General features: G+C 73.2%; 15 protein-coding genes. 3 read left to right on the plus strand and 12 right to left on the minus strand.

Translation table 11 applies throughout. The features are described from left to right. Positions 1–35: 35 nt before the first annotated feature. The 10 genes from dnaN to MXD95_RS00155 form a co-directional block, all read right to left on the minus strand. Entirely contained in the window at positions 36–1,241 is a 1,206-nt protein-coding gene (gene dnaN / locus MXD95_RS00110; RefSeq protein WP_250638415.1) for a DNA polymerase III subunit beta, read from the minus strand. A 40-nt stretch (positions 1,242–1,281) separates the two neighbouring features. Further along, positions 1,282–3,873 carry a sensor histidine kinase gene (locus tag MXD95_RS00115; RefSeq protein WP_250638416.1) on the minus strand — a complete coding sequence of 864 codons (2,592 nt, stop codon included), beginning with the start codon at positions 3,871–3,873 and terminating at the stop codon, positions 1,282–1,284. A gap of 127 nt (positions 3,874–4,000) precedes the next feature. Then, positions 4,001–5,074, minus strand: coding sequence for a mannose-1-phosphate guanylyltransferase (gene manB, locus MXD95_RS00120; RefSeq protein WP_250638417.1), 1,074 nt, complete (start codon positions 5,072–5,074; stop codon positions 4,001–4,003). Between the two features lie 257 nt (positions 5,075–5,331). Continuing rightward, on the minus strand, positions 5,332–6,252 hold the full coding sequence (locus MXD95_RS00125; RefSeq protein ID WP_250638612.1) for a glycosyltransferase family 2 protein: 921 nt from the start codon (positions 6,250–6,252) through the stop codon (positions 5,332–5,334). Between the two features lie 191 nt (positions 6,253–6,443). After that, entirely contained in the window at positions 6,444–7,574 is a 1,131-nt protein-coding gene (locus tag MXD95_RS00130; protein WP_250638418.1) for a glycosyltransferase family 4 protein, read from the minus strand. An 82-nt stretch (positions 7,575–7,656) separates the two neighbouring features. Continuing rightward, positions 7,657–9,054, minus strand: coding sequence for a glycosyltransferase family 4 protein (locus MXD95_RS00135; protein ID WP_250638419.1), 1,398 nt, complete (start codon positions 9,052–9,054; stop codon positions 7,657–7,659). A 108-nt stretch (positions 9,055–9,162) separates the two neighbouring features. Next, the gene (locus MXD95_RS00140) at positions 9,163–9,477 is read right to left on the minus strand and encodes a hypothetical protein (RefSeq protein ID WP_250638420.1); all 315 of its coding nucleotides are present in this window, start codon (positions 9,475–9,477) and stop codon (positions 9,163–9,165) included. Positions 9,478–9,481: 4 nt separating this feature from the next. After that, a complete protein-coding gene (locus MXD95_RS00145; RefSeq protein ID WP_250638421.1) occupies positions 9,482–10,195 on the minus strand; it encodes a class I SAM-dependent methyltransferase in 714 nt (237 codons plus the stop codon). Further along, positions 10,192–11,472, minus strand: a complete 1,281-nt coding sequence (locus MXD95_RS00150; protein WP_250638422.1) for a glycosyltransferase — start codon at positions 11,470–11,472, stop codon at positions 10,192–10,194. The genes MXD95_RS00145 and MXD95_RS00150 overlap by 4 nt, the downstream gene beginning before the upstream one ends. A 4-nt stretch (positions 11,473–11,476) precedes the next feature. Further along, positions 11,477–12,406 (minus strand): glycosyltransferase family 2 protein, encoded by a 930-nt coding sequence (locus MXD95_RS00155; protein WP_250638613.1) that lies wholly within the window; start codon positions 12,404–12,406, stop codon positions 11,477–11,479. Positions 12,407–12,880: 474 nt separating this feature from the next. Between MXD95_RS00155 and MXD95_RS00160 the strand changes: the two genes are divergently transcribed. The 3 genes from MXD95_RS00160 (at position 12,881) to MXD95_RS00170 (ending at position 19,134) form a co-directional block, all read left to right on the plus strand. Beyond that, positions 12,881–13,555, plus strand: coding sequence for an acyltransferase (locus MXD95_RS00160; protein WP_250638423.1), 675 nt, complete (start codon positions 12,881–12,883; stop codon positions 13,553–13,555). A 258-nt stretch (positions 13,556–13,813) separates the two neighbouring features. Continuing rightward, positions 13,814–16,117, plus strand: a complete 2,304-nt coding sequence (locus MXD95_RS00165) for a DUF2142 domain-containing protein (protein ID WP_250638424.1) — start codon at positions 13,814–13,816, stop codon at positions 16,115–16,117. A 527-nt stretch (positions 16,118–16,644) separates the two neighbouring features. Further along, on the plus strand, positions 16,645–19,134 hold the full coding sequence (locus MXD95_RS00170; protein ID WP_250638425.1) for a WD40 repeat domain-containing serine/threonine protein kinase: 2,490 nt from the start codon (positions 16,645–16,647) through the stop codon (positions 19,132–19,134). A gap of 22 nt (positions 19,135–19,156) precedes the next feature. Here MXD95_RS00170 and MXD95_RS00175 read toward each other — a convergent pair whose 3' ends face one another. Together MXD95_RS00175 and MXD95_RS00180 are read right to left on the minus strand one after the other, a co-directional pair. Beyond that, complete coding sequence (locus tag MXD95_RS00175) at positions 19,157–21,124, minus strand: class I SAM-dependent methyltransferase (protein ID WP_250638426.1); 1,968 nt, start codon at positions 21,122–21,124, stop codon at positions 19,157–19,159. Beyond that, positions 21,121–23,709, minus strand: a complete 2,589-nt coding sequence (locus MXD95_RS00180) for an HAD family hydrolase (RefSeq protein WP_250638427.1) — start codon at positions 23,707–23,709, stop codon at positions 21,121–21,123. Before MXD95_RS00180 ends, MXD95_RS00175 begins: the two co-directional genes overlap by 4 nt. Positions 23,710–23,950: the final 241 nt, after the last annotated feature.

Raw genomic sequence — 23,950 nt, forward strand, 5'->3', positions numbered from 1 at the left:
CGTACGCGTGGCGCGCGGGCCGGCTGGTCAGGGTGTCACGGTACGGGGGGTGCCGGGTCGGTGCGGATCGGCATGAGCAGATAGCGGAAGGCGCCGTCCGCACCGGGTTGGCTGTCCTGTCTGCCGGGGAGCTTGCCGGTGAGGACGGCGGGACGGGCGGAGGCCTGCGCCGGGTCAGCGTCGACGAAGCCGACGGTGGCCTCGTCATCCTCGACCGCGCCGAGCCCGTCCAGCAGGTAGGTCGGGTTGAACAGAACGGACAGCTCGGGCCCGGAGTACTCGACCGGGATCGTCTCGCGGCCCTGGGCGCCGGTGCCGTCGCCGGCCTCGGCGATGATCTGATCGTGGGCGACGGTGAAACGCAGCGGGGCGGTACGGGTGGCGACGACGGCCACCCGGCGCACCGCGGCGGCCAGCGTCGCGGTCGGCGCGGTGACCGTGTACGCGGCCGAGTCGGGCAGCAGTTTGCGGTAGTTCGGGAATGCGCCCTCGATGAGGCTGACGATCGTCTGCCGGCCGGCGGCGGCAAGACCCAGCCGGGCGCCGGCCGGGTCGGACACGTCGAGACCGACGACGATCCGGGACGCCGGGGTGGGGGTTCGGGCGACCTCGGCAAGCACCCGCGCCGAAACGTGGGCCAGCGCGCATGGGTCCTCGACAGTCGGTTGCCAGCTGATCCCCCGCACCGCCAACCGGTAGCGATCGGTGGCCGCGAGCGTCAGCCCCCGCCCGGAGATCTCCAGCCGGATCGCGGTGAGCACCGGCACGGTCTCATCCCGCGCGGCCGCCGGCGCGACCTGGCCGACCGCGGCGGCGAACCCGAGCGTGTCGACCTCGCCGATCGTCGCGGGAAAACGCGGCAGCTCGGGATAGTCGACCACGTCCATCAGCGGAACGGTGAAGCGAACGCTGCCGCAGCGCAGCACGAGCCGGTCGCCCTCGACCGCGACATCGATGGTCGCGGCGGGCAGGCTGCGGACGATGTCGGCGAGCAGCCGCCCGGGCACGAGCAGCCGGCCCGGCTCGGCCACATTGGCCTCGGCCTGCGCCCGCACCGCGACCTCGGCGTCGAAGGCACAGACCCGCAGGCCGGGCACGGCCCCGGCACCCTCGGTGGGCCCGGTGGCCTCAAGCAACAGGCCGGCGAGGGCGTTCGGGGCCAGACCCGGACGACTGGGCAGGTGCCGGGCGGCCCAGCCGGTCGCGTCGGCGAACACGTCGCGTTCCACGCTGAACCTCATGGGCCCGATTGTCCCCGTCACCAGCCGGAAATCGCCGCATTCACCGGCCGGTGTCCGTGTTCGGCGAACCGGCAGACGCCGCGGACGACACCTGGACCACGTCTGGCGCCACCCGGCGACCCTCCGGTGCACCGCTCGGCGGTCCGCTCGGCCTCCCGCGCGACCGCCCGTCGACCGGCACCGGCCTGCCCAGGGCGTCACCGCAGGCGTCGACCGAGGCCTCGGGGGCACGGTCGGCCCAGTGGAATTCCAGCGCGAGCCGGCCGTCGTCCTGGTCGGAATGCACGCCCACCGGTCCGGGCCGGCCGAATCCCGTCCAGCCGGGCGGGATCTGCGTGCCCGCCATCGTCAGGGTGAGGCTCCCCGCGCCGGTGGCCGAGCACAGGAAGGTCAGCAGCGCCTCGCCACGCGGTGCCGCCCGCAGCGCCCGCGGCAGCATCCGGGCCAGCTCGATGGGCACGGCCGCCGGCGCGAGTCGCAGTTCTCCGGCCGCCTGGATCTCGACCCGCAGCCCGCGTTCCTCCGCCTCGTACACAGCGACGACCAGATCGCCGAGCGCCCCGGCCTGGCTGGTGGCCAGGGTGCGCCGAATCCTCGTGGCACAGTATCGGCAGCGGTCCCGCACGGTCCGGTCGCGCGGATCAACCTGCCCGTCGCGCACCGCGGCGAGCATCGGCAGGACGTCTCGGTCGATCATGGCGAGAGTGCGTTTCCGGTCGGTCCGGATGAGCAGCTGTGCCTCACGGGCCGCCGCCGCATGGGCCTCGGCGTCGAAGGCCTGGGCGGCGGCCTGCGCCGACCGGCGCAGCACCGGGCCGCCCATCGCGCCCATGACCTGCAGCGCCACCGTGGCCGCCAGCTCGGAGATGAGCTGGGTCGCCGCGATCGGCCCGGGTACTCCCGGCGCGAACGCGAGGACGACGAGGGTCGCATCGGAGGCGAGAAGTGCGAGGAGCCATTCGCCCCGCGGGCGGCAGACGGTGACCAGCATGAGGATCAGCGGCAGGGGCAGCACGGCCCAGATCGCGAGCCGGCCCGCGCTGAAATGGCCATCGGTGCCGAACGCGGCCGTCCCGACGATCACTGCCAGCGTGAGCGCCGTGAGGCCCAGGGCCTCCGTCCGGGTCGCCGGGCGGTGCCGGACCCGCCGGGCGACCACCAGGACACCAGCCCCGAGCAGCACCCATCCACCTAGCCCGACCCCCCTGCCCGGAGCGGCCAGCGCCACCAGCCCGGTGCACGGATACCAGACGGCGAGTGCCCGCACAGCCGCCCGTCGTAATCCCGCCGCGTACGCTGCGCGCAGCGCCTCGGTGGACGTGACCCGGGAGCCGGTCGCCTCGCGGCCCACGGCACGAGGGCCGGTGGCGACCGCTGTACCGGGGTTTTCGCGTCGCCGGCCGGACCCGGCTGGTTGCGCCGGGGCGAGGCCGGAGCAGGTGACCAGCACCCGGGTGCCGCGCCCGGGGGCCGAGTCCACCTGCACCCGGCCGCCGATCTCCACCACCCGCGCCCGCACGGAGCGGCTCAGCCCAAACCGGTCGGCCGGCACCGCCGACGGGTCGAAGCCACGCCCCAAGTCCCGGACCAGCACACTCACCACACCCTGCGCGCGGTGCACCGTGACCCAGGCTTGCCCGGTGCCCGCGTGGCGGCGCACATTGGTCAGCAGCTCACCCACCACCGCGACCAGCACGTGCGCGACGTGACCTGGCACCCGACCGCACTGGCCGTCCAGGGTGACGTCCAGGCCGCGTAGGCCGGCGCTCGCCACGACGGCCGTGAGCCGGGTGTCGAGATCCTCCGTGGCCCGGGCGGGCCCGTCGAACAGGCCCCCGACCGCAAGGATCGCCTCGGCTGACTGCGCCCGGGTGAACGCGCGGTCGTCGCCGGCTCCCCAGGCGATGCCGGCGAGGGTGTTGAGGACCGTGTCGTGCACGACCCGCTCCCGTTCCCGCTCCGCCTGCGCGCGGGCGGCGGCGATCCGCTCGGTCCGGTGCTGGTCGGCGGCGGCCCGCAGCCAGCCGTCGGCCTCGGCAGTGATCACGCCGAGGTGCCGCACGGCCATCCGTACCAGCAGGGACATGGAGACGAGCAGCAGGATCGCGACGGCGACCCGGCGCGGCCCGTCACCAGGGTCCGCGGCGGCCCGCACCACCGTCGGCGGGTCGCCGGCGGTGGTGCCGCCGAACGCCGCGGCGACCTGGCCCGCGAGGACGGCACCGACGACGAGCGCGGCGGCAAGAGCGGCGAGGCTCGCACCGAAGACGCGGCGACCCGCGCAGGAGCCCGCGGTGATGGCGGCATGCGAGCAGGCCAGGAACACGCCGGTACCGAGTCCGCCGACCAGTGCCGGCGGCAGCAGAGCCCCGGCGAGCAGCGCCGCCGCGACCCCGACCGCCACGTTCGCGACCACGAGCGCGGGGCCAAGCCCACGGAGCAGACTCACGGCGAGATAGGCGAAAGCCCAGGCCAGGACCATCAGCATCCCGGCGAACGCGGCCAGATGCCGCTCATACCAGGACCACCACACCACCAGATGCAGTGCCGCGGTGACACCCCACAGCACCCGCAGGACCGCGAGGGTGCGCACGGTGATGGTGGTGAGACCCTCCGAGGCGTTGTCCGGCACGGGTACCAGTGTCGTCCGCGGACCTACCGGGGCACCGCCCGATCCGCCGCGAACTCCGATCCCGTGCGATCCGGAACATCCGGCCCGGCGCAGCGCTCCGACCGTACCGAGCCAGACACCCGGCGGGTCAGGTGCGGTCCGAGCTGAAGCGGACGGCCCCGGCCGCCAACCGGGCACCCGGGAACACCCGGGCTCCCGCGCGCAGCTCGTTACCCGCCTCCAGAACAGCACCGTCGCCGACGACGACACCGTCAAGGACGACGCCAGGCCCGATGACGGCGCCCCGGCCGATGACACTGTCCCGCACCGAGGCACCCGCCTCGATGACGGCGCCGTCGAACAGCACGGCGCCGTCGACGGCGGCGCCGGTTCCCACCCGGGCGCCCGCGCCGACGGTGGCTCCCCCACCGATCTTGGCGTCGGTGGCGACGACGGCGCCGGCCAGGACCAGGCAGTCCCCGACCGGGCCGGGCAGGGCAGAGGAGGCGATCCGCCCGGTCACCAGGTCGCGGCTACCCTGGACGAAGGCGCCCGGAGTACCGAGGTCGAGCCAGTAGGTGCTGTCCGGGTAGCCGAAGACCGGGGTGCCGGCGGCGAGCATCCCGGGGAAGGACTCCCGCTCGACCGAGACGGGCCGACCCGCCGGGATCGTGTCGATCACCGAGCGACGGAAGACGTAGCAGCCCGCGTTGATCAGATTGGTGGGCGGGTCGGGCGTCTTCTCGAGGAACGCGGTGACCCGGCCGGCGCCATCGGTCGGAACGACACCGAAGGCCCGGGGGTCGACGACCTGGGTCAGATGCAGGGTGACGGCGGCATCGGTGTCAGTGTGCCGACGGACCAGCGCCGCGATGTCCAGGCCGGACAGGATGTCCCCGTTGAAGATCACGACAGGCTCGTCGGGGCCGCTGCGCAGCCGCCCGGCGACGTTGCGGATGGCGCCGCCGGTCCCCAGTGGCTCCGTTTCGGTGACGTACTCGAGCTCCAGCCCGTGTGCGCTGCCGTCGCCGAAGTACTCCTCGAAGACCTCGGCGCGATAGGAGGTGGCGAGCACCACCCGGTCGATCCCGGCGTCACGCGCCCGGGCCAGCATGTGCGCGGTGACCGGCACCCCCGCGACCGGCAGCATCGGCTTGGGCGCCGACATGGTGAGAGGGCGTAGACGGGTCCCCTGACCGCCGACAAGCATCACTGCGTCCATGCAGCGCAGTGTCGCAGAACACGGGGTAGCTCTTCGAGGGAGCTAGAAGGGCGAACCCTCGCCCAAACACAACGTCATCAGTCCGACACGTTATGCGGGCACCTGACCTCTCTCGAGCGCGGCGGTCGGCACCAGTACGACACGCTCCGCCAGGATCCCTCCCACCCGCGGCGCGAAATGCGACGAAGCCCACACGGTCCGCATCGTCCCGCGATGGAGCCGCGGCCCGGTCCGGACCGGGGTCCGCGGGACCGCGATCAGTCCTCGGCGGCGGTGCCGCGGGCCGGGAGCAGGCGGGCGGAGCGCGTCGCCCGGGCCCCCGCGCTGTCCTTGGCGAAGGCCAGGACCAGCAGGAGCCGGGCACCCAGCCCCACGCCGAGCAGGAGCCGCAGCGGAGCCTTCGCCGGTCCCGGGTACTGCCGGGACAGGTAGCGGAACATGCTGCGATGGTGGGCGAGCACCATCCGCCGGGACGACCGTTTCGTCGAGTGCCCGCCGAGGTGCTCCACCACCGCGGACGGCACGTACACCGACTGCCAGGACGACTGTCCGAGGCGCTGCCCCAGATCGACGTCCTCCATGAACATGAAGTAAGACTCGTCGAAGCCGCCGACCGCGTCGAACGCCTCGCGGCGCAGCAGCTGGCAGGAACCGGACAGCCAGCCGGCCGCCATCTCGCGCGGCGCCCCCCGCTCCCGGCGGTAGGAGGCGGTCCACGGGTTCGTCGGCCAGCACCAGCCGAGCAGCGCGTGGCCGATGCCGCGGCCCAGGGAGGGCAGGTCCCGGGCGGACGGGTAGAGCGCACCGTCGGGGTTGGTGATGCCGGGGCCGAACGCGCCGCCGCGGGGCCAGCGCCCGGCGGCGGCGATCAGGTCATCCAGCGCGCCCGGGGCGAACGCGATGTCGGCGTTGGCGAAGACCAGCCATGGCCCGCCCGCGCCGCTGGCCCCCCGGTTGATCGCGCTGCCGTAGCCGAGGTTTCGCCCGGGCCGCACGAGGCTCACCCGCGGCCTGGTCTGGACGGCGCGAGTACCCGCGTCCAGGTGCGGTGAGTTGTCGACGATGACGACCTCGTAGGACCGGCCGGTGGCCTTCTCCAGCGAGTCGAGGAAGGCCCCGATGATCTCCCCGGACTGATAGGTCACGACCACGATCCGGATCTCCGGCCCCACATCCATGTCCACGCCCGCCCGTCTCGCCGACCCCACCGTGACCGGCGCCCCCGCCTCGGGCGACTCAGACGCGACCCCGCGCGTGGCCCGACGGCGCCGCCTACGGCCGGGACGCCGGGCGGGTACGCCACGAAGACCGTAGCGCGGCCTTTGCGACCCTCTGCGCCCCGGGGTGGCCGTCGGCGCATCGACCCGGCTCAGCGCTCGGCGACCGCCCGGGCGTAGCTGGCCAGGTGCGCCTCGGCGCTGGCCGCCCAGGTGAACTCCCGGGCCCGGTCAAGGCCGGCCCGGCCGAGGGCGTCCCGCCGTTCGGCGTCGTCGAGCAGGTTGCCCATCTCCCGGCCGATGGAGTCCGCGTCCGGCTGGGTGTAGGCGACGGCGTCACCGCCGACCTCCGGCAGGGACAGCCGCGGTGTGGTGAGCACCGGCGCGCCGCAGGCCATGGCCTCGAGTACCGGCAGACCGAACCCCTCGCCGTGCGACGGGTACGCCACGAGCGTCGCCCCGCCGAGATACCCGGGCAGGTCGGAGAAGCGCAGATAGCCTGGCCGGATCACCCGCAGGTGGCTCGGCACGGAGGCCACCGCGGCGTCCACGTCGTCGTCCCAGCCGGAACCGCCGGCCAGCACCAGCACGGGAGGCTCGTCGCGCCAGTGCACCGCCTCGGCCCAGCCGCGGATGAGGCTCGGCACGTTCTTGCGCGGCTCGAGCATGCCGAGGAACGCCACATAACGGGAGTCCCCGAGGCCGAGCCGGCGGCGCACGCGCACCCGGTCCTCCTCCGTCGGCGGGTGGAAAGTCGAGGTGTCGACGCCGTGGTACGCGACGTCGGTGGTCGTGGACTCGGCATCGAGCACGCGGACGAGCTCGTCGCGGGTGGCCTTGGACGGCACGATGATGCGCGCCGCGCGACGCACGGCGGTACGCATCGCCGAGCGGAAGAACGTGCCCTTCACGGCCGTGTGCATATCCGGCTCGGTGAAGAACGTGACGTCGTGGATGGTCACGCAGACGGGCTGCTGCGCCCGCAGCGGCATGGTGTAGTGCGGCGAGTGGATGACGGCGGCATTGACCTGTTCCGCCACCAACGGCAGGCCGGTCTGTTCCCACGCCAGCCGCGCCGGCCGATGGGCGATGGCGGCCGGCCCGGACAGAACGGTGGCGTGTGGTGCCATCCGGCTGTACCGTTCTTCATCCGACCGTTGGCAGACGAGCGCCATGTCAGCGCCGGCCGCGCCCAGCGCCGCGACCAGCCCGTCGACATAACGCCCCACGCCACCACGGTCCGCCGGGACCGAAGTCGCGTCGACGAGCACCCGGGGTCCCACGGCGCTCCTTCCCTGACGCGCCACCCTGGCACGGGTGGCTGCTCGCTTCACGGTGACCGCTTGCTACTCAACGGGGGCAACACTACGCCCGCCCGTCGTCAACGACGGACACGGCAGGTGAACCGCAGACTCGACGGTAGAGCGCCCACGTCGACTCTGCCGCCGCCTTCCAGGTAAACGTCTGGGCCCGGGAGCGTCCGGCAGCCGACAGCCGGTCCCGCAGCAGCGGATCGCCGATGATGCGGGCCACCGCCCCCGCTACGCCTGCGGCGTCTCCGACCCCCACGACCAGCGCCGCCTGACCGGCCACCTCGACCAGCGCCGGGGCGTCGGAGACGACCACGGGCACACCGTGCGCCATCGCCTCGACAACGGGCAGGCCGAAGCCCTCCGACCGGCTCGGCGCGAGCAGCACACCGGCCCGCGCGAGCACGACGGCGAGATCCTCGTCACTGATCCGCCCAAGGGTGCGGACCCGATCAGTGCCAAGGCCCATCCGCCCAGCCTCGGCCCGGACATCCAACCCGCCCCACCCGGTCGCGCCGACGTGCACCAGTGGCAGGCCTGGATCATCGGGGTGCCCCAGCGCGGCCAGCGCCGTGTCCAGCCCCTTGCGCGGCTCGAGGGTGGCCAGGGTCAGCAGGTAGCGGCCCGGCGGCGGCAGGCCCAGCCGGGCTGCCCGGGCCTCGGCGTCCGGCGGCACCCGGACGACCGCGTCCGCGACGCCCTCACCGATGACATGCAGCCGCTGCGGGTCCAGCGGCAGATGCCGGGCCACCTCCACGGCCACCGCCAGGGTCGGGACGATCACCGCGTCGGCGAGTCGGGCCGCCCGCTCGCCCATCTGCCGATGCCAGCGCGCGCCATGCGCGGTCAGCGTCTCGGGATGGGTCCAGGGCACCGCGTCGTGGATGGTGACCACCAGCTTCGGCCGTGGGCGGGCTCGCTCGAGGGCATCCGCGAGGGAGCCCCGCCACGTCCATTCGGAGCCGATCCGCCCGCGCGGCGCACCCCCGTCGCCCGGCGCGCGCTGGCTCTCTCGGCCGCCCTTGCCGTCCTGCTCGCCTCGTTCGTTCGGGTCACCCATCCCGCCGGGGCCGCCCCGCGCCAGCTGCCACTCCTGATTGGCCGGCCCACCACGCAGCCAGTCGGCGGCCACCCGGACCGCCTGGCCGTTCGTACCGCCAGCGGGTGGGAGCAGCAGCGTCGGCGCGTGCAGGACGTCGACACCGCGCGGCGCCGGACCCACCCCACGCGACCACGCCGCGGCCAGCGCCCGCCGGGGCAGGGGCAGCCGCATGGGGCCCAGGACGCCCGGCAGCGCCGCGGTGTGGAAGTCCCGGTGCGCGGCGCACCAGCCGGCCACCGCGTCCCCCGGGGCGGCCGTGCGGGCGAGCGCGGCGGCGAGCTCGGCACTGTACCGGCCAGTACCCCCCGGCACGGGGGCGAGCAGCTGCTCGACCAGAAAGCCCACACGCACGGCTCACAGTCTGCCCCCGGCACGTCGCGCTGTCGGGACGGCCCCCCACCTCGCACTCGCGCCGCGCGCCGTCGCCGCCGGCGGTTACGGAGGGTTACCGAATGGTGGTCAGTGCCGGCTGCCGCGCAGCGCGCCGATGACCATCACCACGCAGAACGTGCCGCCCACCACGTAGCCCCACCAGCGCTCGCCGAACGTGGCGGTCGCCGCGCCCGCGCCGAACACGACCACGCCGAAGACCAGCACGGTCAGCAGGACGGCGAGGGAGCGCTGCGCGAGCCGGGACGTCGGGGGTGGCGGCGGCCCGGTCCGCGGTGCGTGGCCGCCACGAGCCTTGGAGTCCGAACCCGCACCCGCGGGTGGCGCGCTCGGCGGAGTGCGGCGCGGGCCATTGCCGGAGCGGCCAGAACGCGAAGCAACCACGACCTCAGCTCCCCCGCTTGCGGGCGTGGGTGAGCACCACACTGCCCGCCTCGTCCGGCGTCCGCCGGTCCGCCAGCGCGATCGCCGGGGAGAGCACCGCCGCCGCGTTCCAGCCGGCCCGCCCGCCCTTGGCGGACAGCGTCAGGTACAGCCGCTGGGCGCGCTCGCCGCGGAACATGTACGTCTGGCGGACGACGTCCAGTCCCGCGTCCGCAAGCAGCCCGCGCAGCACGTCTCCCGGGTAGAGATGCTTGACGTGGTAGCGCTCGCGGTGCCGCTCGAACAGTTCCGGCCAGTCCGCCGCGCGGGTCAGCGCGTCCGCGGACATCACCAGGTCACCGCCGGGGCGCAGCACCCGGGACATCTCGGCGAGCGCCGCCGGGCCGTCGTCGAAGTGCTCGATCGCGCACACGGACATGACCACGTCGAAGGTGGCGTCCCCGAAGGGCAGCGCCAGCGCGTCTCCCTCGACCAGACCGGGGTGGCCGCGCAGGCGCCGGCCGAACGCCAGCTTGTGCCGGGCCAGGTCCAGGCAGACGGCACGCGCCCCGCGCCGGACGGCCTGCCCGGCCCAGTAGCCGTCACCGCCGGCCACGTCGAGCAGGGTGCGCCCGGCCAGCTCACCGGCCCACGACAGCAGCGTGCCGACCTCGCGCCGGCGCATCACGTGGACCTGGTGGCCCACATAGGCGAGGGCGTCGTCACGTACGGGACTCACCGGTCCACCTTCCCATCAGCACCGTCGGCGAGCGCGGCGAGGGTCACGTCGAGATACCGCGACCAGGCGGCCGGCACATCCGGCGGGGCGACCTTCGCCCGCAGATCCGCGAGCACACCCGGCGCGTAGAGGCGGTGTAGGGCGGCGGCCAGTGCCGCGGTGTCGTCCGGCGGCACCAGCAGGCCGTCCACGCCGTCGCGGACGGAGGAGGCCAGCGTTCCCACCGTCGTCGCGATCACCGGCAGCCCGTGCAGGCGCGCGAGGTCGACGTTCTGTGAGGCGGTCCCGGCCCGGTAGGGCAGAACCAGCGCGTCGGCGGCGTCGAACAGGGCGGGGACGTCGGCGGCGTCGATGTATTCGGCCCGCAGTTCCACCCGGTCGGCGAGACCGAGTTCGTCGACGAGCCGCTGTGTGGCGGCCAGGTCCCCCCAGAACTCGCCGGCCACGGTGAGCCGCACGTCGGACGGCCCGTCGGCCAGCGCCCGCAGCAGCACGTCCAGGCCCTTGTACGGCCGTACCAGTCCGAAGAACAACAACCGACGGGATGGCTCGGTGCCAGCCACGGGCGCCGGCACGGCGCTCGAGGGCGGCACGGCGCTCGAGGGCGGCACGGCGCTCGAGGGCGGCACGGCGCTGGAGGGCGACGGTGGACGGCGGCGGGTGGGCGAGGACCACAGGTGGGGCGCCATCTCGGCCGTCACCACCGCGACGGGCGTGAGACTGGCGGCGAGCTCGGCCTGCGCCGGGGTGTGCACCAGCACCGCGGATGCCCGGCGCAGCACCATGCGGATCAGGGGTTCGTCGATCCGGCTCCGCTCGTGCGGCAACACGTTGTGGCACAGCGCCAGGACCCGCGGCGTCCCCCCGCCGCGGACCCGCCGGCCCAGCACCGTCCGGTCAGGCGCGGCTCGCCCGATGCCGGACCGGACCGGGGCGGTCCGGCCCAGCCCGGCGAGGATCGCGAGGTAGGCGGGGGCCTGCACGGGAGTGACGACGACCAGTACGACGGCGTCCGCGGTGCGGCGCAGCCGCCGGCCGAGCCGCAGCCAGCCGTCGGGCCGGCGCCAGGACAGCGGGTAGCGGGTGGCGGGGAACGGCTCCATCTCCGGCTCACGGACCCGAGCCTGACCGGGGTACAGCCGTGCCGGGTACTGGTCCGACCAGGATTCGATCACCACGTCGTGGCCGCGCTCGGCCAGCCGGTGGGCGAGCTCGGTGGTGTGCTGGGCGATCCCGCCCTTGTACGGATGGGTGGGCCCGACCAGAGCGATCCGCATCCGCTCAGGTACCGCTGCGTGACCTGGCTACCAGGTCACCGATGAGTGCGAGCACGACGATCTGAAAGCCGACCAGGATCGCGAGCAGCGTCGAGGTGGCGACGTGGAAGTCGTAGCGGACCAGGTCCACGATCAGCTTGATGAAGCCCAGCCCCATGATCCACAGGGCAAGCGGCATGAGTACCTTGAGCGGGTCGAAGTACATCACCATCCGCAGGACCTGCAGAATGTAGCGCCGCGCGTCCTTGAACGGATGGAACTTCGAGGTCCCCGCACGCTTGGCGTACTCGATCGGGATGTAGTCGACCGGGTGCTGGTTGGACAGGAACGACATCGTGATCGTCGTGACGCAGCTGAACCCGGGCGGCAGCAGACGCAGGTAGGGCAGCGAGACCTCGCGGCGGAAGGCCCGCAGACCCGAGTTCAGGTCGGGGATCTTCATGCCGGACAGCCGCTGCGCGATCATCCGGATCAGCCACTTCGCCGGCACCCGGGCCCACTTGTGGGTGCCCTCCTCGGTGAGCCGGGCGCCGACGACCTGGTCGACGTCGAGGTTGTCGTCGAGGTAGCGGACGAACTCGGGGATGCGCTCGTTGGGGTAGGTCATATCCGCGTCGGTCCAGACGACGATCTTCCCCCGGGCCTCCTGGGTGCCGATCCGCCGGGCCGTGCCCGACCCGCCGTTGCGGCGGAACGGCATGATCCGCATCCGCGGGAAGCGGGGTGCGGCCTCGCGCAGCACCGCCAGGGTGTTGTCCGTGGACTTGTCGTCGATCGCCAGGATCTCGTAGGCGTAGCCGCTGGCGTCCATCGCGGCGCCGATGCGCTCCAGCTCGCGGACGACATGATCCTGCTCGTTGTAGCAGGGCAGCACGATGGTGACGTACGGGATGCCTGCGTCGGGCTCGACGAGAGCCTCGTTCTGCAGGCGCATCGGCTCGTCGCTGCGCGAACCGTCGGGCATCTGGATGGCGCTGACACTCACGTCGGTGTGGCTCCCGCTCCTCGTTCCCGGCGGTGAGCGCCGCCGGCTCGGCGGTCCGCACCGCCGTTGTACTGACACGCCCCGCCGGGTCCGGTGGGCTGGCCGCCCGCCTGGAATCACGGTGAGGCCCGACATCTTCCCCACAACCGGTCTCCACCCGCGGTTCCCACCGGCGGACGCCGACGGCGTGGCTGTGGTCGCCGCGACCCGTCCCCCGTCGGAGCGCCGCTCTAGAGTGGCATGCCGCGCCCCACCGGCCGACCACCGGCCCACCTCCCGGCCAGCTGCGGGTACGGCCCCGGACATCGCCCGGCCCGACCCGCCGGGCCGCTCCTGACCGCCTCCCGGCCGCGCGGATGCCGGCGGGATCGCGCCCGAATGCCGGCCAACGGCCATCCCACACCGGCGCCTACTGTTGTGCCGGTGAGCGCGTTCAGAAGTGATCTCCGCGAGTACGTACGGCACGTCCGGGCCCTGCGGGCGGCCCGGGAGACCTCGGCCCGCTCGTTCGTGGCCGGCCTGCGCTACCCGCTCGCCCACCGTCAGCCGATCTGGATCGGATCGCCGACCGTCATCGAGGGGCGCGAACGCATCGAGTTCGCCGACGGAGCCGCGCTGCGGGTCGGCCTCGCCCCGTTCGGTCTGACCTCGAAGCGGGACTCGTCGATCATCCGGGTGCATCCGGAGGGGCGGCTGCGCTGCGAGGGCGTCGTGTCGCTGCAGCGCGGCGTGCGGGTCGTCGTCGACTCCGGCGTGCTCGAACTCGGGCCGTACGCGAACATCAACGGCTTCGCCAAGATCCTCGTCCGCGAACGGGTGTCCATCGGCGCCTACTGCAACGTGTCCTGGGACACCCAACTACTTGACAACGACTTCCACCCGATGATCGTCGACGGCGTGGAGCAGCCGATGAGCGGCCCGATCATCCTGGAGGACCGGGCCTGGATCGGCGCCGGCGCGATCGTGCTCAAGGGGGTCACCATCGGGGAGAGTGCCGTGGTCGCGGCGGGTTCGGTGGTGACCCGGGACGTACCGCCGAAAGCCGTGGCGGCCGGTTCACCCGCGAAGATCGTCGGCCACATCGACGGCTGGCGCTAGACCGGGGACACCGCAGGTCACGGTGCCAGGCTCGCGGCGGCGTCGGCGCCGCGGGATACTGCATCCCGCGGCGCCGGACAGACGGAACCCCACCGGACGCGGGCCAGAGGTACGAGGCCCCGGCCGTCAACCGGGAACGGGTGTCCGTAACATGACACCACCTTCGTCCGATGGGACCGTGCAGTCTTGGCTGACTCGCTGGAATCGATCGCGGCGGCCCGTACCGCCACCCCCGGATCCGCCCCGGTAGTGCCCCCGGTGGGAGCGAGATTCCGGCCCTGGCGCATCGTGCGGTCGGCGCCGCCCGCAGTCTGGGCCATCACCCTGCTGTTCACGGCGATGCTGGCCAGCTGGTCGGTCCTGGTGCCCCAGTACCACGCCCCCGACGAGCCCAACCACGTCGACGCCGTCATGCGACTGGTTGAGGGCATGGGCTGGCCGCATCCCAAGGACGTCAAGGTCACCCGAGGCGGCGTCGGGTCGATCATGGTCTCGCCGTACGGCTCGGACGAGGCGCCACGCGACCTGACCGCCGGCCCGTTCACAGCGCAGGAGGCCGAGCCCCGCGAGTACCGGCCGAGCTGGCAGACCCTGCAACGCACCCCCGCGCCCGCAGGCGGCATCCAGCAGATCGTCCAGCACCCGCCCCTGTACTACTGGGTGAACGCCGTGGTCCTCGAGGCCATCCCGGGAGGCGGCACCCACCTGCGCTGGGATGAGATCATCGGGATCCTGCGGCTGGTCAGCGTGGTGATGGTCGCGCCGCTGCCGCTACTCGCCTGGGCTGGGGCGCATCGGCTCTCCGACGGCAACCGGATCGCCGGCACCTGTGCGGCTCTCGTACCGCTGGCGGTTCCCCAGCTCACCCACATCGGTTCCAGCGTCAACAACGACAACCTGCTCGTCCTGACCGGAGGCCTCACCTCCGTGGCGGTCGTGTACGTGCTGCGCGGAGACACCTCGTTGCGCACCGCCGTCTACACCGGGGCCTTTGTCGGGCTCGCCCTGATGACGAAGTCGCTGGCGATCGTGCTGGTACCGATGGCGGCGCTCGCCTACGTGGTGGCCTGGTCACGGGCTCGCCGGGACGCTCGCGTCCTGGCCGCGCGAAACCCCGCGCGCATCCCGGGGAACGGTGACCTCGGGGTCAACAGGGATATCAGGGCCGGCAGGGAGATCGGGGCCGGCAGGGACGCCGAGGCCAACGGGGACGTCGGAGGTGCCGGGGACGACAGCCGGCCGTTCCGTCTCGACGGCCTGGGGCCGGCCGGACCATCCGCGGCGCAGTTGCGGGTGCCCTGGCGCCAGATCGTGGTCGGCGGGATCGTCATGACGGCCCTGGGCGGCTGGTGGTGGGTGGTGAACGTCGTGCGCTGGGGCACGTTCCAGCCCGAGACGCCCGGTTTCCCCCTCGGTCAGTACCTCGGGAACGACTGGGGCGCCTACACCGAGGTGCTCGTCAACGGCACGATTCTGCGCTGGTGGGGGTCGATCGGCTGGTTCGAGGTGAACCTTTCCACGATCCCGGTACGGACCGGGACGGCGGTCGTCATCGTCCTGTTCGCCCTTGCCCTGATCCGGGCCCGGAACTGGCGGACCCGGATCGATCTGCTGTTTCTGCTCTGGGTCACCTGGGGCCTGTTTGGCCTGATGACCCTGCAGTCGGCGAAGAACTTCAACCACGAGTTCCACGTCAGCGGAATCTCCGGCCGTTACCTCTACGCGGGGCTGGCATCGCTGGCGATCGGGGTCGGGATGGGCGCGGCGGCGCTGGGCCGTCAGGTGTCCCGCGTCATGCCGCTGGTGTTCCTCGTCGGCGCGGCCACCTTGCAGTTCCTGTCGGTTCGCCAGGTGTTCCCGCATTTCTGGGAGCCGAAGGGGGGCGACCTCGGCGACGCGTGGACCGACATGGCGGCCTGGGCGCCGTGGCCGGAGACCGTCCTGGTGGGTTTCGCCGTCGCGGTATGTGTGTTCGCGGCCGCGACGCTGGCCGCCTGCGTCCGGGTCGGCGTGCTCAGGGTTCACCTGGTCAGGCGCACCCGCACCGCGGACCCGAGCACGGCCGGGTCCGACGCCCTGTCCGCCATGGCTCCCACCGCGATCACCGCCTCCCTCGCCCCGCGCGGCGACAGGTCCGGCCCGCTCGACGCGGCTCGTCGGGGCAGGACGGGCGATCGGGATCGCACGGGCGATCGGGATCGCACGGGCGGGCCGGACGCGATCGCCGCGGACGACACCGCCGCTCCGTACGGCGTGCCCGCCCCGTACGAGCGGAGCTCGCCGCACGACGCGGGCACTCTGCGCACGGTTCTGGACGACGGGCCAGGTCCGGGCGCCAGGGCTGGCCAGACCGTCGGTTCCGGCCCGGTCGGTCGCGACAGCCGGAGCCGGTCAGCAGGGGCTGGTCGGGCCGGCCGGACCGCCACGGGCGGGGAAACCGCGGGCAGGTCGCCGAGACTGCAGGCAGCCGCACGCCACCGTGCCGCCGAGGGCCCGCGCGACCCCGGCCGCGACCCACATCGGACAGCCACCACGGACCCCCCGCCCGACCACCAAGAGTAACGATCTATGACAATTCATCGATATCCACTGGGGAGCATGCGCGCCACGGCGGACGAAGGCAGACTGAGCAGTGACCCCGGGCAGCCGCTACCGGTGCGGACCCTGCCTACCGGCGAGTAGGTCGGCCGGTCAGGTGCGCTCGCGTGGCCAACCAGCCGCCTGGCGAGATCGTCGGATCATGGCACAATGATCGCGCGGTCCGGCGTCCGCGGGGCGGCCGACTCAGCTCGGGGGGAATCGTGCGCCGCAAGCGGGAGATGGACGGAGGGCCCCGAGCGGCCTCCTCGTCCGCACCACCGCGGGTTGCGCCAGCCCAGCCCGATCCCGATCCCGCGCCGGACCCCGTGCCGCTGCCGGGGCCACCGCCGGCGGCACGGTTCCGTTCCTCCGGCGCCACCAGTGCGACGTCCGCGCCCTCCGATCCGTCTCGGTCGTCCGTCCCGTCCGCCGGCCGGCCCGTCAGCCCGGGCGCGAGCCTCGCCGCAGCCGGAGGGTCCGCACCGGTCGGCGCTGGCACGCCCGCGCGCATGACGTCGGAGCCAGGCGCCCCGCAGGCCGCACCGGTGGGCAGGCAGCGGCCAGCCGGCCCGGCGACGTCCGGCCCGGGCACGGGCGGCCACCAGGCGGCCGGCGGTACCGGGCGGACGGGGCCTGCGGCCACGGAGCTGGTGAGCCCGCTCGAGCCCGCCGATCCGACCGAGCTGGACCGGGTGGAGCTGCTGGGTCGACTCGGCGAGGGCGGGATGGGAACGGTCTTTCTCGGCCGGGGCCGAGCGCACGTCGCCGGCTACGCGGGCCGGCTCGTCGCGGTCAAGGTCATCCGACCGGACCTCGCCCGCGTGCCCGAGTTCCGGGCCCGGTTCCGCCGGGAGGCCGACATCGCCCGCCGGGTCGCCCGGTTCTGCACCGCCGAGGTGCTTGACGTCGTCGACCCACCGGGCGGCCTGCCGTATCTCGTCACCGAGTACATCGATGGTTTCACCCTGGCGCAGACCGTGGCCGCCGAGGGACCGTTGCACTCGGCTGACCTGGAACGGCTCGCGGTCAGTGTCGCGGCGGCGCTGACGTCGATCCACGGCGCCGGGATGGTGCACCGCGACCTGAAGCCCTCGAACGTGCTGCTGTCCTCCCTCGGCCCGCGGGTGATCGACTTCGGGATCGCGCGGGCGATGGACGCGCCGACGATGCTCAGCCAGGAGATCCAGCGGATCGGTACCCCGGCGTTCATGGCGCCCGAGCAGGCCAACGGTGAGCCGGTGTCCGCCGCAGCGGACGTCTTCGCCTGGGGCGGGCTCATCACCTACGCGGGGACCGGGTCGTTCCCGTTCGGTGACGGGCCGACACCGGTGCAGCTCTACCGGGTCGTCCACCGCGAACCACTGCTCGACGGCCTGGACCCGAACCTGCGTCCCATCGTCGAAGAGGCGATGCGCAAGGACCCGGCCGCCCGGCCGACCGCCCGGGACCTGTTCCTGCGCCTGGTGGGCATGGGGCCGCCGACGCATCCCGACCCCGATGTGACCAGGGTCATCCATTCCACGACATCCCTGGCGGCGCCCCCGCAGCGGATGCCCGACGCCGCCGGGCACGAGCGAACGTCCGCTGATCCGGGCGGCCCGCGGCTCGGTCCGGGTGGCATGCCGCTCGAACCAGCCGACCCGGTGGACACGGTCACGAGCAGCGGAACCGGCGGCGCGGCGCAACCGGCGACCAGGACGCGACGGCGGTGGAGTCGGCGGCGGGTCGCGTTGCTCGCCGCCCCGCTGCTCGCCGTCGCCCTGATCACCGCGTTGGTGCCGCTGGCCCTGACCTCCGGCGGCGCTGACCGGCCAAGCCGCGAGGAGATCGCCGAGCGCGTGGCACTGGCGGCGGAGGCGGTACGCACCTCCGATACCGACCTTGCTGCCCGGCTCTCCCTGGCCGCCTACCGGATCGACCCGGATGCCGAGGCCCGCGCGGCCCTGCGCACCTCGTTCGCCGCCTCGACCGCGACCGTGCTGCGCGGGCACACCGCCTCCGTCCTGGGCATGAGCATCAGCCCGGACGGAGAGATGCTCGCCTCGGCCGGCGCCGACAATCTCGTCCAGCTCTATGACATCGCCGACCGGGCCCATCCGGTTCGCCTGGCCACCCTGAACCGGCACCGGTCCTGGACACTGGACGCGGCGTTCAGCCCCAATGGCAAGATCCTGGCCACTGTCAGCTACGACCGCAGCGCGATCCTGTGGGACATCAGCGATCCACGGCACCCCGTCGAGCTGTCCACCATCCTCGGGCATGACGGCTGGGTGCTGGACGCCGCGTTCAGCCCGGACGGAAAGATCCTCGCGACCAGTGGCTACGACAACACCGCACGGCTGTGGGACGTCACCGATCCACGCCATCCACAGGCGCTGTCCGTGCTGGACCGCCACACCAGCTGGGTGAACGAGGTCGCCTTCAGCCCGAACGGGCGGCTGCTGGCCACCGCCAGTGCCGACCGCACCGCCCGCATCTGGGACATCGCCGATCCGCGCCACCCCCGGTCGCTGGCCACGATCACCGCGCACACGGACTACGTGTGGGCGGTGGCGTTCAGCCCCGACGGCAGGCTCCTGGCCACCGGCGGCTACGACGGCACCGCTCGTCTCTGGGACGTGTCGACCCCGTCCCGGCCCGAGGCGGTCACCTCGTTCCCGGCGGACCAGAAATGGGTCTTCGACGTCGCCTTCAGCCCCGACGGCCGCACCCTGGCGACCGCCGGCTGGGACACGACCGTGCACCTGTGGGACGTCACCGGCTCCGGGCGACCGGCCGCCGTCGGCACGATCGGCGGCCACGGCGACTGGATCCAGGCCCTCGCCTGGACACCTGACGGCAAGAGCATCGCGACGGGAAGCGACGACTACACCGTGCGCATCAGCCGAATCGACGACGCCAGCCTGATCGCCGCGGCCTGCGCCGACCCGTCCCGCCAGATCACCGAGACCGAGTGGCGACGTTACATCTCGGACGTTCCCTACCAGCCCGTCTGCTGACCAGACCCCGCCGCAGGATCGCTCAGCGGCTGGGAGAGCCGGGGCGGCCTCGCAGGACAGGCAGGTTCGTCCGAGCCGGAACCGTGACGTCAGCGACCCGGGCCTGGACCCGGTCGAGGCGGTCCTGGCCGGCCGGGCTGAGCCGGGACCGCAGCGCCGTACCCGCGATCCGCGCGACCTGGGCCAGGCGGGACCCGTCCGCCAGCGGACCGGCACCCGAAGGTCCGGGGCCGCCCTCGGCACCGGGCGCGGTCGCCTGCCGACGCGACTCGGCGAGCTCATGCTCCAGCTCGGCGATGCGGGCCAGGTGGTCGAGCTCGGCCGCGGCCAGCCGGCTGCGTTCCTCGTCGAGGCGGGACCACTCCCGCTGCCGGGCCCGGGCGACGGTGGCCGCGGTGTCCTGTAGCCGCAGTACCTGCAGGTAGAGGTCGATGCGGTTGCGTTCGAGCCGGGACAGCAGCGGATTGGACACCCAGGGGGTGAGCAGATCGGCCACGCGGCGAGCCCAGGGAGCGCGCCGGTCGACCACGACGCCGAGTCCGAAGATCGGTGCGACCGTGAAGAACCTCAGGTCAGGGTGCTCGGCGACGAAATCCTCGATGGCCGTCCGCACCCCGTTACGCGCCCCGCCCTCGGTCAGCGCCCAGGCAAACGCGCCCATGCCGCGGAAACCACCGCGGACCACCCCGGGATTGTCGATCTCGACGCCGACATCCCACGAGTGGGGCTGGCGGTAGTCCTGCGCGATCCGGTCCGGCGCGTAGTACTGGTCACGGCGTCCGGCCGGCCAGCCGACATCGTGCAGGATCACCAGCGGGAAATAGGAACGGCCGAACTGGACGACCGCCGCGGCGATAGCAGCCAGCTCGCCACGCACCGTGGCGTAGTTGTGATCGCCGTCGAGCAGGTACGCGTCGGTGGGCGCGTGGTCGTCCAGAGCCTGCGGGCTGTAACCGCGTATGACGTGCACGTCCAGGCCCCCGCCCGAGGCCGGCTCCACGCCGGGGTCCGGGTCGACGACGACGAGCCGCCCACCGCCGCCGCGGCGCAGCAGGTCGACGAGCAGCGAGGTGGTGACACCGCTTTCCGAGCCGATCTCGGCGATACTGCGAGCTCCGGACGCCTCGATCAGCGGCACCCAGATCTCCCGCAGATCGGCCAGCGAGTGCAACAGCAAGGGGGCGAGTGTGGGCACAGCCGCCTCGGTCTCCTCCTGGGCGTGCTCGCCGGCGCGGACTGACACAGCGCCCGCCCCCGCCGTTCTCGCCCCAGCGAGCTCGGTCACGGCCGCGAGTTCGGCGAAGCTGAACCGCACCGTGCCCGGATCCACCGGGTTCTCGGCTGCCACCGCCTGCGGCTCGACCTCGCCGCTGGCGTCGCGAGGGGCAGCCACCCCAGCAGGGTTGATCTCGACGATACCGTCGGGCTGGCTGCCGGCCGTCCCCTGTTCGACGGGCTGAAAGCCCTCGGGCGTGTCCGCCGGCTGGGGGCCGGAAGGCTGGGAGGCAGCGGACTGAGGGCCATGGGCCTCGGTCACGGCAGGTGGCACGTCGATGGGCTGCGAGTCATCGGCGTGGGGGTCCGCGGGCGGTGTCGCGGCGTGTCCGAAGGCGGCCGCGAGGGCGAACGGGCGGGCGCCCGCCGAGCGGCCCACCGGACCGGTGAGCGGGTCTTTGAGGGGATCCCAGGCCGGATCGTCGGGGGGCCTCCAGGCCGGGAGGACAGGCGCTGGCGACTCGGACGGGCGCGCCACGCCGGTCCCGCCTCGCACCTCGAACGGCCCCCGCGCGGGAACCTCCGGGCCCGGGTCGTCCCGCTCCTCCGCCTGGGTGGACCATATGGCCCACTCGGACCACGCGGACTCCCGTACCGGTCCGGACGGGCTGACGGACGCCGCTGGGGTCGGATTCCCGGACACCTCCAGGCCGCCGGTCCCGGCGACCGGCCCGGACCCAGGGGGGTCGGGAACGGGGTCCGCCTGTTCGATCACCGCAGTCCTCCCAGCTCGCGCCGGATCTTGCGGGCCGCCCGGACCGGCAGCCCATCGCGGGCCGGGCCGGCCACGGGCAGCGCCAGCGGATCGCCGCGGATGCCCATCCAGCCAAAGGCCAGTTCGACATCCAGAGCGTAGACCCCGGCCAGCTGTGGCTGCGATACCAAATCGATGGAGTAGACGAACTGTGGGTCGTCGCCGACGATTTCCACCAGATTCGGCTGCAGCAGTCGCAGGCCGACCAGGGCAAGCTGCTGCGCCGGGTCGTCCAGGGAGGTGATGGTCACCTTGTACGGCTCGCTGCGGTTGTTGATGTGGAACGACAGCGTCAGCCAGTCCAGACGCAGCAGGCCTCGGCGGCCGGCAGGGTCGATGCGGATCCGCCGGGCACCCACGGCCTCCAGGTGCAGGCGCACCAGCGACAGGCCGTCGCGGGCCGAACGGGTGACGACAGACCCCTTCGGGCCATTGACAAAGTCCGCGCCGGTATCGACGTAGACCTCCACGGGCCCGGCCGCGGCCTCCGGCGAGACTTCCTCGGCCGGGACGCCCGCGGCCGCCGCGAGGCCCGCGACGACGGCCAGTGGCCGGTTCGCGACCCCGGCGACGCCGGCCGGCCAGTACAGCTCCCGCATGGAGATCCGCTCGACGTCGGCCGGGGTGAGATAGGGCATCCGCCGCACCAGTTCCGGCGGCAGCAGGCCCTCGGTCGTGTCCGAACCGAAGTTGTCATCGTGCGCCCACGACCCGAACGCGGCGGCCTCGGCGGCGGTGGGCCGGGCGATGAACCGGGTCAGCATGCGCAGGCCGGCGCGGCGCGCCCCGGGGGCGGCCAGTGACGGCATCGGCGTCTCGGAGCGGCGGTAGCGCAGCCATTCCCGCTGGAAGGCCAGGATGCCGTCCTGCACGGCGGCCCGCTGGGCGACCTGGGTGCGCGAGGTGCGGTCGATGCTGAGCACCGGGTTGCTCATCTCGTCGAACGAGACGAGAGAGCCGACGTCGGGCATGCACAGCTGCTCGAGCACCTCGGGGCTGCGCATGAGCTGGGCGGCCAGCATCTCCGGCTGGCCACCGGAGGCCAGGTAGCCCTCGAGCTCGAGCCCGGCGAGCCGGTGGGTCATCGCCGCCGGATTCGTCGCGAGATACAGGCCGAGGATGTCCAGGCGCCGCCCGGTGGAGGCGAGCAGCCTCGTCAGCAGCGCCTGGATGGTGCCGCCCCAGCCGAGATCGAGCACGACCACCCGGCCCGACTCGGGCAGCTGGCCGTCGAGGTAGCTCACGTAGCGTTCGCGCAGCCTCGTCGCGGTGAGCACGATCTCGCTGCGGATCCGCTCGTCCGAGCACAGTGCCTCGAGCGTGTCATCGAGCAGGCCGGGCACGTCCAGGCGGCGGTCGGCGAGCGCCGAGATGCCGGCGACGTTCTCGAGGCGCACCCCGAGCTGACGCAGCAGCTGCCCGACGCTGGGGGCATGTCGGCGGACGAGGAAGCTCTTCAGTTCATCCGGGCTGCCCTCGAACACGTTCGCGAGGGCACACACCTGCCGGGACGCCCACACGGTGGACGTGGTGATCCCGATGTCCTCGCCGGGGTCGACGAGCAGCCGGGACAGGAAGTCGCCCTCCCGCATCAGGCAGTGGATGTGGTCGGCACCGAAGTCGCGGGCGCGTTCCACCGCCCACTCGGCGAAACCGGCGAAGACCGGCCCGAACACGGTCGCCCCGGTTTCCCAGTACCGGCGCAGCCCGGCCGGGACGGCCGTGGCGTCGGCGCGGTGCAGGACCCGGGCACGCAGGGCGGTCATGCCGAAGTCCCCGTCGACGGGGTCGATCGCGGTGTCATCCCCGGGTTGACCGCGCAGACCCTCGAGTTCGAGGGTCTGGCGCAGGGAGCCGGCGTACTTCGGGTAGTGGATGGCGACGAACCCGTGCTCGCGGGCGCCCTCGACGTCGGCGACGGGATGGTCGCCGAGATGGACCACCCGGGAGGGCTGAAGGTTGGCGGCGGCCAGCATGTGCCGGAACAACCCGTCGCTCTTGGACGTCCCGGCGTCCGACGAGGTGAAGATCCGGGTGAACTGCACCCCGGCCAGCTCCGGGCGGTTGAGCAGGCGCTCGAGCTGGCTGGCCGAGAAGTAGGTGTCGGACAGCAGGTACACCGGCAGGCCGAGCTTGGTCATCGCGAGCTCGGCGAGCTCGACCACGGCAAGGTCCGCCCGGCACAGCTCACGCTCGACCGCGACCTCCGCGTCGAGCAGGTCCTGCGCCCCCGCCGTTCCCGGAAGTGCCGGCAGCAGCAGGTTCCAGATCTCGTCCAGGCGGACCTCGTACGTGCCGCGGGTGTCGTGGGCGTGCATACGGGCCACATGCTCGGCGTGCACCCGCAGCCGGGCGAACTCGCCCGGCGACACGCTCGCGGGCAGGTGCCCGGCGTCGGCGAGCCGGTGGCCGAGCAGCACGAACGCGTGGGTGGGTTCGGGCACCATGCGCCACAACAAGGTGTCGAACACATCGAGAGTCAGGGCCTGTGCCCCGCCCGACTCCAGGTGCGACCACACTTCGCGTAGTCGGACGTCGGTGAACACGGCCGTCCCCTTCATGCGGCCTCGGGACGGCCGCCTCCGCCGGGTGGCCCCCGACCGCGCACCGCACATCGGGGGACTCCCCAGCGGCGTCAGCCGGCCGAAGCCAGATGGACGCCATCGATACTAGGGAGCCCGTTGCACACGCCGACCACCGGACTGGGTGATGACGGCCCGGACAGGCGGCATCACGGCCCTGCCGCCGGCACGGTAACGTCAGGTTCCCGGCTGGATACGGGTTGCC

The sequence above is a fragment of the Frankia sp. AiPa1 genome (assembly GCF_023243075.1).
In the GTDB taxonomy this organism is placed as follows: Bacteria; Actinomycetota; Actinomycetes; order Frankiales; family Frankiaceae; genus Frankia.

Excerpts from the sequence above, each read along its gene's own strand:
- manB (WP_250638417.1), bottom strand. The coding sequence starts at position 5,074 with ATGGACGCAGTGATGCTTGTCGGCGGTCAGGGGACCCGTCTACGCCCT.
- dnaN (WP_250638415.1), bottom strand. The coding sequence starts at position 1,241 with ATGAGGTTCAGCGTGGAACGCGACGTGTTCGCCGACGCGACCGGCTGG.
- MXD95_RS00155 (WP_250638613.1), bottom strand. The coding sequence starts at position 12,406 with ATGCGCCTGCAGAACGAGGCTCTCGTCGAGCCCGACGCAGGCATCCCG.
- MXD95_RS00170 (WP_250638425.1), top strand. The coding sequence starts at position 16,645 with ATGACGTCGGAGCCAGGCGCCCCGCAGGCCGCACCGGTGGGCAGGCAG.
- MXD95_RS00150 (WP_250638422.1), bottom strand. The coding sequence starts at position 11,472 with ATGCGGATCGCTCTGGTCGGGCCCACCCATCCGTACAAGGGCGGGATC.
- MXD95_RS00125 (WP_250638612.1), bottom strand. The coding sequence starts at position 6,252 with ATGGATGTGGGGCCGGAGATCCGGATCGTGGTCGTGACCTATCAGTCC.